The sequence below is a fragment of the Streptomyces phaeolivaceus genome (genome assembly GCF_009184865.1).
Taxonomy (GTDB): Bacteria; Actinomycetota; Actinomycetes; order Streptomycetales; family Streptomycetaceae; genus Streptomyces; species Streptomyces phaeolivaceus.
Genome location: NZ_CP045096.1, coordinates 827,359 through 840,390 on the forward strand (window position 1 = coordinate 827,359; position 13,032 = coordinate 840,390).

Below are 13,032 nucleotides of genomic sequence, written 5' to 3' on the forward strand. Positions count from 1 at the left end.
ACGCTCAGCGGCCGGAGCGGATCAGCCCCGTGAGGTAGCGCCACAGCGAGGAACGCTGCCGGGCGGAGACGTCCGGCGTCACCGCCCCCGCCGCGTCCGTGTCACCCGCGTCAGTATCACCCGCACCCGCCGGGTCCGGCGGCTGTTCGGCGTCCGGCGCGAGTTCGTAGCGCACGGGCAGCGAGCGCAGGCCCCGCATGAACGGCGAGGAACGCCAGGGCAGTTGGTCGACGGGGAGGGCGAGGTCGAGATGGGCGAACCGCTCGAACAGCCGGCCCACTCCGACGGCCGCGACCGTCGAGGCGAGTTCACGGGCCGGGCACTGGCGCGGGCCGGCGCCCCAGGACAGATGGGCCCGGGTGCTGACCGTGGTGGTGCTGGGCGCCACATGGTCGGCGAAGAGCGGGTCGGCGTGCGCGGCGGCCGAGGAGACCCAGACCGGGTCGCCCGCGCGGATCGTGTACTCGCCGAGCCGGGTGTCCCTCGCGGCGAACCTCGGGACGAAGTTCACCAGCGGCGGCTTGCGCATGACGACGCGGTTCATGGCCTCCCGGACCATGCCGGCGGAGAGGCTGGCCCGCACGCTGTCCTCGCCCGACAGGACCTCGACGACCGTGTTGGAGACGAGGATGCCGACATGGTCGGAGGTCATGCCGAGCAGCATGAACAGTTCGCGGGCCAGCGCGTCGAGGGAGAGGTCCGGGTGGGCGGCCAGCAGATAGGAGGGGAAGTCCTCGCCCGGGGTCTTCAGCTTCAGCTCGGCCAGTTCCGCGAGCGCGCCGAGCAGCCGGTCCAGGGCGGGCCCCGCGTCGGGTCCCGCGTCCAGCACCCGCCACATGTCCATCAGGGCGTCGTCGCCCTGCGAGCCGGGGAAGCCGAGCAGATGGCTGGCCACCATCAGCGGCAGGGGGCGGGAGAACTGCGCGGACAGGTCCGCGAGCCCGGTGCCGCCCGCCTGCCCCATCAGGGTGATCAGTTCGTCGGCGTAGACGGTCACGGCCGACTTGAGCCGCTTGGCCTGGGGGTTGCGCGGGTCCTGGAACGGCTTGAGCGCCTGGTCCCACGCCGACCGCAGCGCCGGATAGCCGGGGCCGCCCTGGATGAGGACGTGGTTGACCTCCAGGGAGGGGCCGAGCGGCCAGTCGGCCGGGACCCTGCCCTCGGTCCTGGCCCGCCAGTTCTCCAGCCCCTTGGGCCAGCCGGCGTCGTCCTGCAGCACCTGGAGCGCCTCGCGGTAGCCCAGCACCAGCCAGGCGGGTACGCCCAGCAGATCGACCGGCGCCACCGCCCCGTGGCGCTGCCGCAGCCGCTCGTACACCAGCGAGGGGCGCGTCTCGTAGTCCCGGGTCAGCAGCGGTTCCGGAGACATCGCCTCCAACCCCGCGCCGTCCGGTTCCACGGACACACCCTCACCCGACTGGGTTTCCCTCACCATGCCGCCCCTCCGACACTCCCCGTACCGGCGCACCTTCAGCCGGTAGCCGGAACCGTGGGGACCCTACCCCAGGGTCACTTCCGGGGGAACGCCGGGCATCACCACTCACAGCTCCGATCAGGTGACTCACAGCCGCGTGCCCGGCGGCGGCCGGGCCGTCCGTCACCTGCCGGCGCGGGCCGCCTTGACGAACTCCCTGATCAGACCGTGGTCCTTGACGCCCCGGCGCTGCTCCACACCGCTGGAGACGTCGACGCCCCAGGGGCTGGTGGCGGCGACGGCGTCCCGCACGTTCTCCGGGGTGAGTCCGCCCGCGAGGAGCCACTTCTCCCCGGCGGCGACCAGCGGCTTGCTCGCCCAGTCCCAGGCGATGCCCGAGCCGGGGACGGGCGCGTCGAGGAGGAGCATGTCCTCGCCGAAATCGCCGCAGCGCGGCACCGCGTCGCCGAACGCGGCGGCGCGGATCAGGGTCAGGTCGTCGCTCGCCAGTTCGTCGTAGTAGGCGCGGTCGTCGGGGCCGTGCAGCTGGATCGCGCGGATCCCCGACTCGGCGGCCACGGCCCGTACGTCGGCCAGGGGTTCCTCGCGGAACACACCGACGGTCAGGACGTGCTCGGGCACCCGGCGGCTCAGCCGGGCGGCGAGGGCGGCGTCGATCCGGCGCGGACTGGCGGAGAAGACGAACCCGACGGCATCGGCACCCGCCTCGACGGCCGTGTCGACGTCCTGCTCGGTCCGCAGACCGCAGATCTTGACGAAGAGGAGGTCACTGTCACTGGAGTTGCTCACACCCCCAGCCTGCCGCATCGGCGCGACCCCGGGGACGGCGGACACCAGGTCCGGCTCTCCCGGGACGCGGCCACCGGTACCCGGCCCCGTCAGCGCCACGCTCCCGACAGGTGGCGGGTGACGACCGCGGAGAGGGTGCGTACGCCCTGGGTGGAGCCGGGGTCGATGCCGGTGAGTTCGCGTACGCGGCGCAGTCGGTAGTCCAGGGTGCGGGTGTGGACGTTGAGGGCGGTGGCCGTGGTGCCGCGGTGCATGTCGTGGCGGTAGTAGGCGTCAAGGGTGAGCAGCAGGTCGGGGCCGGAGTCCAGGGTGCGGGCGAGCGAGCGCAGCCAGGAGTCGACGAACGGCACGTCGGCGACCGCGAGTTCCACGAAGACGTCGGCCAGGGCGTACGGTCTCAGTCCGGCGGAGGCCCGGCGCAGCGGGGCCGCCCGGCCGATCCGCCGGGCCCGTTCCAGCGCCTCGGCCAGCTCCGGCAGCGGTGCGGTGGCGGTGCCGACGGCGCAGGGGCGGCCCAGGGCGCGGGCGAAGTCCCGTACGACATCCGGCACATGGTCGGGGGCCAGGTCGGGTAAGAGGTCCGGGACGGTGTGCGGCGGAGCGTGCTCCGCTGTCGTGGCGTCGGAGACCAGCGGCACCAGGGCGATCAGTTCCGCGCTCCCGTCGCCGTCCTCGGGACCCCATATGACCGGTGTCTGGTGGGCCTTCACGAGTGTCTCGATCTCGTTTTCCAGGAATCGGTCGACGACGGGCGGGTCCGGCAGCCGGAACACCGTCACGGCACAGCGATCCGGCAGTTCCATGTCGACGGCCGCGGCAAGTTCCGCGGCTATCGGATCACCCTTCAGCAATGACCGGGCCAGCAGGGCGATCTGCTCGGCGTACGGCATTCGGCGGCGCAGTACGCGGACGAATCCCTGACGGTAGGCGCCGATACCCCGCTCGCCCTGCGGGGCGAACCAGATCATCATCCGCATCAGCTCGTCGACCCCGCCGCCGCGCTGGGCGTCGGTCGCCTCGTTGATCTCGCGGAGCATGAGCGCGGTGTGTACGCGCAGCACCCCCTGCCGTGCGTCGAGGGACATCCCGTTGGTGGCCCGCAGCTCTCCCATGGACGCGATGCAGCCAAGATCGTCATCGGTCAACTCACTGTTGTCCGGCGAGAGTTCGACGGTCCGATGGCGGAGCCACACCGAGTGCTCCAGCGTCTCGGCACGGGCCCGGGCGTCCTTGTCGAGGAACCCGAACTCCGGGATCTCGCGTGCGTAGGTCTCGACCTCCCGGCGGGCGTTGGTCGACGCCTGACGGGCCAGTTCGGCGAACAGGCTCCCCATGGACGCGAGCATGTCATTCCGGACGAACGGGCCGACAGACGAGATCCGGACGGCGTTCATCACTTCGCATAAATCGGCGGCAAGCGGGCCGACAGGGTTTTTGTCACCATGCGCAAAATTCCCGGATCGGGGCGTTCCCGTCACCTTCTCCGCTTGTGGAGGAGTCGTAAAGCAGCCTTAATGAGAACCGCGTACACGCCCGTGGGGGAACACCGCGAAAATCAGTACGGGCACGGGTACGCAATTTCTCGGCCGGGCGCCACGCAATGGCGCAGGCCCAAACGGGAGGGAAACCCCGATGAAAGCAGGCACGCGAAAGAGAATCATGGCGGCGATGGCGGTCGTGGTCACCTCGACGGCGCTCATGCTCGGCACCCCGGGCATCTCTTCGGCCGCCCCCGCCGCCGCTCCCAGCCTCCGCGCCTACGGGATCACCGGTGACGGCACCCTGATGGCCGCGTTCTGGACCGACCGGGCGGACGTGCTCAACTGGGTCAGGGCCGTCACCGGCCTCAGCGGCGACACGGGCCTGATCGGCATCGACTTCCGGGTGCAGAACCGCGTGCTGTACGGCGTGGGCAACAAGGGCGGCATCTACACGATCACGATCCCGACGGGCAGTCAGGACGTCGTGGTCACCAAGGTGTCCCAGCTGCAGTACGCCCTGGCCGGCGCGAACTTCGGCGTCGACTTCAACCCGGCGGCCGACCGACTGCGCGTGATCAGCGACAACGGCCAGAATCTGCGGCACAACCTGAACGACCACACGACCATCCAGGACCTGAACCTCACCACCCCGCCGATCGAGGGCACGACCAAGGGCGTCTCCGCCGCCGCCTACACCAACAACGACCTCGACGGGTCCACCGCGACCACCCTGTTCGACATCAACACGACCACGGACCAGGTCGTCATCCAGTCCCCGGCCAACAACGGCACGCTCGCCCCGACCGGCAACCTCGGCCTCGACGCCCAGATCAACGCCGGCATGGACATCTACTCCACCCTGAGCGGCGGCAAGACGGTCGACAACACCGCCTTCGCCAGCCTCACCGCCTACGGCGCGAGCACGCCCTCCCTCTACACCGTCAACGTCTTCACCGGGCAGGCCACCCTCGTGAACGACGCCGCCAAGTCCAAGTTCCCCCTGAACATCACGGACGTGGCCGTCTCCCTCACCGGCAGCTGATCCCCGCCTCCAGCTCTCCTCGCCGCGGTCCGGAAACCATCGGACCGCGGCGGGTCGGCGTGCGTACGTCCCCTATGCTTCTACACGCCTGTAGAGGGAATGGGCTCTCAACAGGCCCTGTACGTACGCGAGTCGCGAGTTGAGGAGTGGACGCCACGATGGTGTTCAAACGGCTGCTCGGTTCGCTCGGTGTGGGCGGCCCCACGGTCGACACGGTGCTCGACCCCGGCGCGGTCCGCCCCGGCGCCACGCTGACCGGCCGGGTCCATCTCAAGGGCGGGGACGCCGACTTCGAGATCGAGCACATCACCCTGCAGCTGGTGGCGCGGGTCGAGGCCGAGCACGAGGAGGGCGAGAGCGAGGGCGTCGCCGTCTTCGACCGGACCACGGTCGGCGGCGGCTTCCGGCTCGCGGCGGGCGAACTGCGCGAGGTCCCGTTCACCCTCGCGTCCACGACTTCGGCGGCGATCGAGCTGACCCCCGCGCCGGACGCCGAGCACGATGCCGAGGGCCTGGCCGTACAGCTCGGTGATCGGGGTCTCCCAGGGTGACGTTCGGCTGGTCGAGGTCGCCCTTGTCCCGTGCGTCGGTGACGGCCAGTTCGGTGCGAAGAGGAAGAAGAGGAAGAAGCGTAGGCGGAGAACTGACGGCGAGAGGCCCTGGCGAGGGCCCGCGGTGGACCGACGGGCCGACCGGCCCGTCGGGTCAGCGCAGTTTCTCCAGGTCCAGGTCCGACCCGACGACCAGGGTCACCACCCCCGCGGCGGCGTCCGCCGACCGCGCGGCCTTGGCGTCGGGCAGCCGTGAGGCGAGGACCTTCGCCCGCTTGGTGAGGTCGTCCGGGTAGGCGACCGTGGTGGTGTCGGTGGTCTCGGGCGCGTTGCCCGTGCCGACGACCGTGAAGCCGGCCACGCGCAGCTTCTCGGCGACGGCGGCGGCGCGCCCGGTGACCCCGGTGCCGTTGAGGACCTGGACGCGCACGTCGGAGGCGTAGATCAGGTCGTTCTTGGCCCGCGCCTGGAGCTTCTCCTTGTCCACCTCCTTGTCGCCGGCCAGCGAGGTGAACAGATCGGCGGCCTGCGGGTACTGCCAGACGATGTTGGCCTTGTCGGTGGGGACGTCGGCCTCACGGGGGTAGTTGGGGACGGTCAGGAAGGTCAGCCGGTCGCTGGGGATGCCCTTCAACTCGGACGCGAGGTCGTAGAGCGGGTCGATCCCGGCGAGATCCTCGTCCGTGGTCAGGGACTTGGTGGCGGACTGCAGGAAGTCGTAGAGCGAAGTGGGGCTGGTCAGCTTGGACTTGGCCTTGGCGGCCAGCGCCTCCATGAACTCCTGCTGGCGGCCGATGCGTCCGATGTCGGAGCCGTCGCCCACCGCGTAGCGGGTCCGGACGTAGCCGAGGGCCTGCTCGCCCCTGACGGTCTGGCATCCGGCGTCGATCTCCAGATGGGCGTTGTCGTCCTTGATGGCCTGCTCGGGGCAGACCTCGATGCCGTCCAGGGCGTCGACCATGCCCTTGAAGCCCTGGAAGTCGACGGACATGAAGCTGTCGATGCGCAGCCCCGTGTTGGCCTCGACCGTCCTGATCGAGCAGGCGGCGGCCCCGGCGACCTCACCGGTCGAACCGCCGATCGCGAACGCCTCGTTGATCTTCGCCAGATGCGGGCCGGACGTGGTGCCGTCGCCCTTCTCGCAGGCCGATATCTCGACCCAGGAGTCACGCGGGAACGACACCACGGTGGCCCACTCCCGGTTCGCGGGGATGTGCAGCACCATCAGCGTGTCCGACTGCATCGTGGTCAGGTCCTTGCCGTACTTGGCGTTGGCCCCGTCGCGGCTGTCCGAGCCGACGACCATGATGTTCTTCGACCCCGGGCTGAGATTGACCGGGCGGTCCCCGCCGAGCTTGCCGTCCACGTCCGCGCCCGTGATGTTGTCGTTCAGGTCCTTGTAGACCCAGGCACCGACACCGCCGGCGCCGAGGACCAGCACGGCCGTGGTACCCGCGAGCCAGCTCACCGTCCGGCCCCGGCGCGTCAGCCGCGTCCCCCCGCCTCCGGCACCCGCGCGCCGCCTTCCCGTACCGCTCACCGGCCCTGCCCCCGCCTCGGCCGCATCCGGCCGGTCGACTGCCCCCTGGACGTCCGGTGGTCGTGATCACCGAACCCGCAGGACTCTACATGCATGTAGATATACGGATCGGTGCCGCACACGTCTCACCACGCCCCGTGTTCACGAACGTCGCGCACGGCGTTCACTAACGTCACAAAGGCGTCGCAGCGTACAGAATCAGGACCATGGTCACGGCGGAGTTCGCCGAGGACATGGCCGAGACCGCCGCGCCGACGGCCGCCGCCCACGCGGCCAGTCCGACCGAGGTGAACACCGAGGGCCAGCCGCGCACCGCGGGCGCCGGGCCGAGGAGGGCCGCCACCCGGCGCGGCACCGGCCCCGACGCGGCGAAGCCGGCGAGCGTCGCCACCGGTGAACCGGCGGACACCAGCGCCGCCTTGCCGATCGCGCGCGCCACCACCCGACGGCCGCCCACGGTGCGCGCCGCGTCCTCGTCCGCCCACCGCTCCGCCGTGTACGCCACGGCCGTGCCCAGGGGCCGCAGGACGGGTTGGCGCGCGCGGCCAGCCGGACGGCCGGCAGCAACCGGTGGTGCCGGGCGGCGAGATGGGCCCGCTCATGGGCGAACAGCGCCCGCCGCTCGGCCGGTTCCAGACACGCCGGCAGCGCCGTGCTCACCACGACCCGGTCGCGGCGGCCACCGGGCAGCGCGTACGCGTACGGCGCCGCGTCGGGCAGCACCGCCACCTCGGTGTCGGGCAGCCCGGCGAGGGCCCGGTGGGCGCGGCGCCGCACCCGGCCGTGCCGCCGCAGGGTCCGGCCGCAGGCCAGCAGTACGGCGAACAGTGCCGGGATGGCGAGGCGTCCGGCGATTTCGTCGTACGGGACGGCCGCGCGCACCTCGGGGTCGGACCAGCCGTCGGGCAAGGGGCTGCCGGGCAGTTGGGCCGTGCCGACCACCATCAGCAGGGCCAGACAGACCGTGCCGCACACCGCCATCACCACGGCCACACCGGTCAGCAGCCGGGTGGCGGTGCGCGGGTGCAGCCGCTGTTCGGCGAGGCGCGCGACGGGCCACGCGGTGAGCGGCAGGATCAGCGGCAGAGAGACGAACACCCCCATGAGGCTTCAGTCGTCCCCTTCGCCCCTGGTCCGCCCGAGCAGTTCGCGCAGCAGCCGTTCGTCGTCCGGCTCCAGGGAGGTGACGAAGCTGGCCAGGACCGCCTCGCGGTCGCTCTCGCCGTCGAGGACCCGGCGCATCCGGTGCGCGGCCAGGCCCGCCTGGTCGGAGGCAGGGGTCCACGCGAAGGAGCGGCCGGAACGCTCCCGGGTCACGGCGCCCTTGGCCAGCAGCCGGGTCAGGATGGTGATCACCGTCGTGTAGGCGAGGTCCCCGCCCAGGTGTGCCTGCACCCACCCCGCGCTCCGGGGGCCGTCCGCCTCACGCAGCGCGGACAGGACGAGCGCCTCCAACTCACCCTGCCCCCGGCGCCGGGAGCGCTGCCGGTCCGTCACGCCCCGTCCCCTTTCTTTCGCCGTGCTCGCGAGCCGCGATCACGTCCGCGACCGCATCCGCATCCGCATCCGCATCCGCATCCGCATCCGCATCCGCATCCGCCTCGTGATCTACAGGATTGTAGAAGGAGAGTTGCCGAACGACCCCCGCCATCTTCTACAGTGCTGTAGATTTCTCAGGAATCCGCAACGCCGACAACACCAAGAAGGAGTGCGCCGTGGGAGTTTCCCTGTCCAAAGGCGGCAACGTCTCGCTCAGCAAGGAGGCACCGGGCCTGACGGCCGTCCTGATCGGTCTCGGGTGGGACGTGCGGACGACCACCGGCACCGACTACGACCTCGACGCCTCGGCACTGCTGCTCGACACCGCCGGGAAGGTCCTCTCCGACCGGCACTTCGTCTTCTACAACAATCTGACCAGCCCGGACGGTTCGGTCGAGCACACCGGCGACAACCTCACCGGTGAGGGCGAGGGCGACGACGAGTCGGTCAAGGTGAACCTGTCGGCGGTGCCCGTCGAGGTCGACCGGATCGTCTTCCCGGTCTCGATCCACGACGCCGCGAACCGGGGCCAGAGCTTCGGCCAGGTCCGCAACGCCTTCATCCGGGTGGTGAACCAGTCGGGCGGCACCGAGATCGCCCGCTACGACCTGTCCGAGGACGCCTCCACGGAGACGGCGATGGTCTTCGGCGAGCTGTACCGCAACGGCGCCGAGTGGAAGTTCCGTGCCGTCGGGCAGGGTTACGCCTCCGGGCTGGCCGGAATCGCCGCCGACTTCGGTGTCAACGTCTGAGGAGGCGGGGTGAAGGGGCGGTATCGCCCGACCGGCCTGCGCCCCGAGGACCGGGCCGACTTCGAGGCCGTACTGCGGCTGGCGCTGGACGCCCCGGACATCCGGGACGCCCTGCGCGCCGACGCGAACGGTCTGGCCGTACGGCGGTTGCGGGTCCGGGCGGCGGCGGACGCGGACACGATCGTGGCGGCGGCGCACGTCGAGTACGCCGCGTATCTCGCCGCGCTGACGACCGCCGCCGGGGCCGCGCGCACCGGCGGCGACTCGGCGGACGCCCGGCACACCGGCGGGGCGTGGGAAGCGCGGGCGGTGGAGGACTCCGAGGGGCGGGCATGGCGGCGGGCGACCGACGCGGAGTTGCTGCCGCTGGTGGCGGTGCTCACTCCGTCGCTGGCCGCCTCCTCCGCCGCCGTCGTGCTCGTCCTCGGCCATCTGCTCCGACTGACCGGTGTGCGGGGCACCTTGCCCGGTTCGCTGGTAGCCGCCGGCTGGACCCTCACCCTGTTCGCCGCCGTGAGCGTGCTCCTGGCGTTCGCCGCGCTGTTCCGGACGGCCCTGCGCGGCCCCGGCGACCCGGCCTGCCCCGGCGGACCGGAACAGGCCCGACTCGCCTGGCAGGAGGCCCTGTTGCACCGCGGCATGCTCCCGCATCTGCGGCGCTGTCTGCACGAGGACCCGTCCCTCAGCGGACCTGGTCCCGGGAACCGTCCCGCTTGACCACGCACAGGGCCCAGATGATGAACGCGGAGAAGGCGATCATCACGATGGACCAGACGGGGTAGTACGGCAGGGACAGGAAGTTGGCGATGATGATGAGGCCGGCGATGGCGACGCCGGCGACACGCGCCCACAGCGACGCCTGGAAGAGGCCCAGGCTGACGAGGACGGCCACGGCGCCGAGGGCGAGATGGACCCAGCCCCAGCCGGTGAGGTCGAACTCGAAGACGTAGTTGCGGGTGCTGACGAAGACCTCGTCCTCGGCGATCGCCATGATGCCCCGGCACACCGCGAGGATGCCCGCGATCATGAGCATGATGGCCGCGAAGACCGTCAGCCCCTCGGCGACGGGCCGTGACTGCTTGGTCGAACGCACATGCCCGGTGTGTGTGGCTGTCATACCGCTACCTCGATTCGGTGTCGCGCGTTCCGTGGCCGCTGAGGACCAGTTCCTTGGCGCGGCGGAACTCGTCGTCCGTGATGTCGCCGCGCGAGCGGATCTCGGACAGCCTGGCGAGTTCGTCGACACTGCTGGGGCCGGGATGTCCGCCGCCGCCCTTGGCCGTCTCGCGGATGTAGGAGTCGAAGGCCGCCTGCTGCGCCTTCGCCTGCGCCACCTCCCGGCGGCCCATGTTCTTGCCCCGGGCGATCACATAGACGAAGACGCCCAGGAACGGCAGCAGGACCGTGAAGACCAGCCAGCCCGCCTTGGCCCAGCCGCTCATGTCGTCGTCGCGGAAGATGTCGACGACGACCCGGAAGAGCAGCACGAACCACATGATCCACAGGAACAGCCAGAGCATCGACCAGAAGACGCTCAGCAGCGGAAAGTCGTAGGCGAGGTACGTCTGATCACTCATCTCTCTCCTCCGTTCCGGACGACCGCCCGGCAGGTGTTCTCCGCCGCGCTCGGCGCGTCCACGGCACCGGACCCGGCACCGTTCTCAGCGTGCCCACGGCAAGGGCCGGGCGGCCTCACCCCGGGCGGGTGAGGCCGCTCTCGTCCGGCACGGGATCCGCCGCCGCGGCGGCCACCCCCACGAGCGCCAGCGCGGCGACGACCAGGACGGCGACGAGGACCACCGCGCCGACCGTGGGGCGGTTCCACAGCAGCAGGGCCAGGGCGCCCGCCCCGAGGACGACGCCGGTCGTCCACCGCGGGTGGGCGGCCAGCAGCCGGCCGGCCCGTCCGGTGGACAGCCCGGCGCTCCGCAGCGCCCGCCCGGCGGCCGTGGTGCCGCGCCGGGCCAGGTCCCGCACCCACCGGGCCACCCGCCCGGGGCCGTACAGATAGGCGGCGAGGGCCGTGGCCAGGAAGACGACGAGGAGGGTGCGGGTGCTGTCGCGCAGGAAGCGCAGGAAGGTGTCGAAGATCGCCCCGGCGGCGTCGGGCGGCAGCGCCGAGGAAGGTACGGCGTCCAGGTAGACACGGCGGACGACGGCCAGCGCGACGAGCAGCACCACCATCATCAGGCCGAGCCCGAGCGCCGTGATCAGCAGCGTCACCCGGTGGCCCGGCGCGGTCCACACGGTCAGGGCGGCGAGGGCGACGGTCAGCACGGGCAGCCAGGTGCCGAGGATGTCCAGCAGCCGCATGGCGTCCTGTGCCTTGCCCAGTTCGTCGGTGTGGAACAGGGTGACCGTCCGGTCGGTGTCGGGGATGGCGGCGGCCTTGTCGAAGCCCGCGTCGACGAGACGTTCCCGTACCTGGTCGACGACGGGGCCGAGGTCGAGCTGGATCGTGTCGCCGGTGGCGCGCAGGGCGCCCTCGCGCTCGCCGGTGAGCATGTGCACCACCGCGGCGTGCGCCTGCCGGTTCGCGCCCTCCCAGGTCTGCCGGAAGATCTCGCTGGTGACGACCCGGGTGACATTGCGGTCCACGACGGTCCGCACCACGTCGCGCAGCGGGCCGTCGAGGGCCCCGGCCCCCGTGACGACGGCCGGCGGGGCGCCGTTGTCCTTGAGCACCTTGGTGAGGGCGTCGGTCACCGCCGCGACGTCCACGTTCTTGACCACCTCGTCGGTCAGCCGGTTGATCACCACCTGCTGGACGGCCGGGTCGGACGCCAGCGGGGCGACCGTCTCGACGTACCGGTCGGTGTCGGCGACCGTGTCCTGCACCCAGGCCGCGACGACGGCGAGGGGCGCGAGAAGCAGGGTCACCACCAGCAGGACGGCGGCCCCGGCCTTGCGCAGCCGCCGGTGGCGTACCCCCGCGTGCCGCCGCAGCCGCTCGTACTCGGCACGCTCCTCGGCGCTCAGCGGATGCGGAGGCGCCGGTGGGGGCGGGGGCGCGCCGCCCGGACCGGAATCCGGCGGTCCCGAACCGGAGTCCGGCGGTCTCGAACCGGAGTGGGGCGGTACGGAGTCCTTGCCCGGGGCCATGGCTCCTCCTCGGTCGGGCGGACGGCTCAGGCGGTCCCGGCGGTCGGCCCCCGTGCGCCCGTGAGACCCGCCCGGTGCAGGGCGGCGCGCCAGGCGAGGGCCACCGCCGCCTCGCCGAGGCCGAGCAGGACGAGCCACAGCCCGAGCAGCCGGGTCAGTGCCGTGGCCGACTCGGTGGGCAGGGCCAGCACCACGATCCCCGCGACGATCCCGAGCACGGCGGCGCCGAGCACGAAGCCGCGGTGGGGCAGGTCCTTGGCGGCGAGGGCGGTGTACAGGGTGAGGATGCCGCTCGCCAGCCAGACGATCCCGACGATCAGCGACAGCGCGGCGATCGTCTGCAGCGGGTTGCGCAGACAGAGCACACCGGCCAGGACGTACAGCAGCGCCAGCAGCAGCCCGGACAGCCGCTCGCCCGGTTCCCGCCGGGCGAAGACGTCGACGAACCGGAAGGCGCCCATCGCGAGCAGATACAGCCCGATCAGGACCGCGAGGACGTGCAGCGTCCCGTCCGGCCACACCAGGACGATGATGCCGGGCACCAGCGTGGCCACGGCCGAGCCGAGGATCCACTTCCAGGACCGCCCGACCCGCGCCAGCGCCTCCGCCGGATCACCCATGGCTCCGGTCAGCGGTTCGGGACCCCGGGACTCGGTCATGGCTCCTCCTCGCGCGGCCGGACGGGCCGCTTCCGCACCGCCGGCGTACGACGGTGTGCGGTGACCTCACCCGGTCAGCGTCCCGCCGCCCGCCGCCCGCCGGATCACCCCCGGCGGGTGATCCCCGCGCGCCGGAGCCGCG

12 protein-coding genes and 2 pseudogenes are annotated in these 13,032 nt (G+C 71.8%); 4 read left to right on the top strand and 10 right to left on the bottom strand.

Annotated features, from left to right (window positions below; translation table 11 throughout):
* Positions 1-4: 4 nt before the first annotated feature.
* The 3 genes from F9278_RS04075 to F9278_RS04085 all read right to left on the bottom strand — a co-directional run bounded on the left by F9278_RS04075 (position 5) and on the right by F9278_RS04085 (position 3,558).
* Complete coding sequence (locus F9278_RS04075; protein WP_152167035.1) at positions 5-1,435, bottom strand: cytochrome P450; 1,431 nt, start codon at positions 1,433-1,435, stop codon at positions 5-7.
* A gap of 162 nt (positions 1,436-1,597) precedes the next feature.
* Positions 1,598-2,242, bottom strand: coding sequence for a phosphoribosylanthranilate isomerase (locus F9278_RS04080; RefSeq protein WP_152173686.1), 645 nt, complete (start codon positions 2,240-2,242; stop codon positions 1,598-1,600).
* A 71-nt stretch (positions 2,243-2,313) separates the two neighbouring features.
* Positions 2,314-3,558, bottom strand: coding sequence for a PucR family transcriptional regulator (locus F9278_RS04085; protein WP_193241360.1), 1,245 nt, complete (start codon positions 3,556-3,558; stop codon positions 2,314-2,316).
* Positions 3,559-3,883: 325 nt separating this feature from the next.
* Here F9278_RS04085 and F9278_RS04090 point away from each other — a divergent pair, with 325 nt between their 5' ends.
* Both F9278_RS04090 and F9278_RS04095 read left to right on the top strand, forming a co-directional pair.
* On the top strand, positions 3,884-4,747 hold the full coding sequence (locus tag F9278_RS04090) for a DUF4394 domain-containing protein (protein ID WP_152167037.1): 864 nt from the start codon (positions 3,884-3,886) through the stop codon (positions 4,745-4,747).
* A 158-nt stretch (positions 4,748-4,905) separates the two neighbouring features.
* A pseudogene (locus tag F9278_RS04095) lies at positions 4,906-5,191 on the top strand (sporulation protein); the annotation flags it as partial.
* Between the two features lie 261 nt (positions 5,192-5,452).
* Here the strand turns inward: F9278_RS04095 and F9278_RS04100 are convergent.
* The 3 genes and pseudogenes from F9278_RS04100 to F9278_RS04110 all read right to left on the bottom strand — a co-directional run bounded on the left by F9278_RS04100 (position 5,453) and on the right by F9278_RS04110 (position 8,335).
* Positions 5,453-6,838: an LCP family protein gene (locus F9278_RS04100; RefSeq protein ID WP_193241361.1), complete on the bottom strand. Its 1,386-nt coding sequence runs from the start codon at positions 6,836-6,838 to the stop codon at positions 5,453-5,455.
* Between the two features lie 172 nt (positions 6,839-7,010).
* Positions 7,011-7,942: pseudogene (locus F9278_RS04105) on the bottom strand (M56 family metallopeptidase).
* Positions 7,943-7,948: 6 nt separating this feature from the next.
* Positions 7,949-8,335 (bottom strand): BlaI/MecI/CopY family transcriptional regulator, encoded by a 387-nt coding sequence (locus F9278_RS04110; protein ID WP_152167039.1) that lies wholly within the window; start codon positions 8,333-8,335, stop codon positions 7,949-7,951.
* Positions 8,336-8,553: 218 nt separating this feature from the next.
* On the opposite strand from F9278_RS04110, the gene F9278_RS04120 reads away from it, so the two are divergent.
* Positions 8,554-9,129, top strand: a complete 576-nt coding sequence (locus F9278_RS04120; protein ID WP_152167040.1) for a TerD family protein — start codon at positions 8,554-8,556, stop codon at positions 9,127-9,129.
* Positions 9,130-9,138: 9 nt separating this feature from the next.
* On the top strand, positions 9,139-9,846 hold the full coding sequence (locus tag F9278_RS04125) for a hypothetical protein (RefSeq protein ID WP_152167041.1): 708 nt from the start codon (positions 9,139-9,141) through the stop codon (positions 9,844-9,846).
* Here the strand turns inward: F9278_RS04125 and F9278_RS04130 are convergent.
* The 4 genes from F9278_RS04130 to F9278_RS04145 all read right to left on the bottom strand — a co-directional run bounded on the left by F9278_RS04130 (position 9,812) and on the right by F9278_RS04145 (position 12,890).
* Positions 9,812-10,246, bottom strand: coding sequence for a DUF7144 family membrane protein (locus F9278_RS04130; protein ID WP_152167042.1), 435 nt, complete (start codon positions 10,244-10,246; stop codon positions 9,812-9,814). The genes F9278_RS04125 and F9278_RS04130 overlap by 35 nt on opposite strands.
* 4 nt (positions 10,247-10,250) lie before the next feature.
* On the bottom strand, positions 10,251-10,706 hold the full coding sequence (locus tag F9278_RS04135) for an SHOCT domain-containing protein (protein ID WP_152167043.1): 456 nt from the start codon (positions 10,704-10,706) through the stop codon (positions 10,251-10,253).
* A 115-nt stretch (positions 10,707-10,821) separates the two neighbouring features.
* Positions 10,822-12,231 (bottom strand): hypothetical protein, encoded by a 1,410-nt coding sequence (locus tag F9278_RS04140; protein WP_152167044.1) that lies wholly within the window; start codon positions 12,229-12,231, stop codon positions 10,822-10,824.
* Between the two features lie 26 nt (positions 12,232-12,257).
* Entirely contained in the window at positions 12,258-12,890 is a 633-nt protein-coding gene (locus F9278_RS04145) for an HdeD family acid-resistance protein (RefSeq protein WP_152167045.1), read from the bottom strand.
* Positions 12,891-13,032 lie beyond the last annotated feature (142 nt).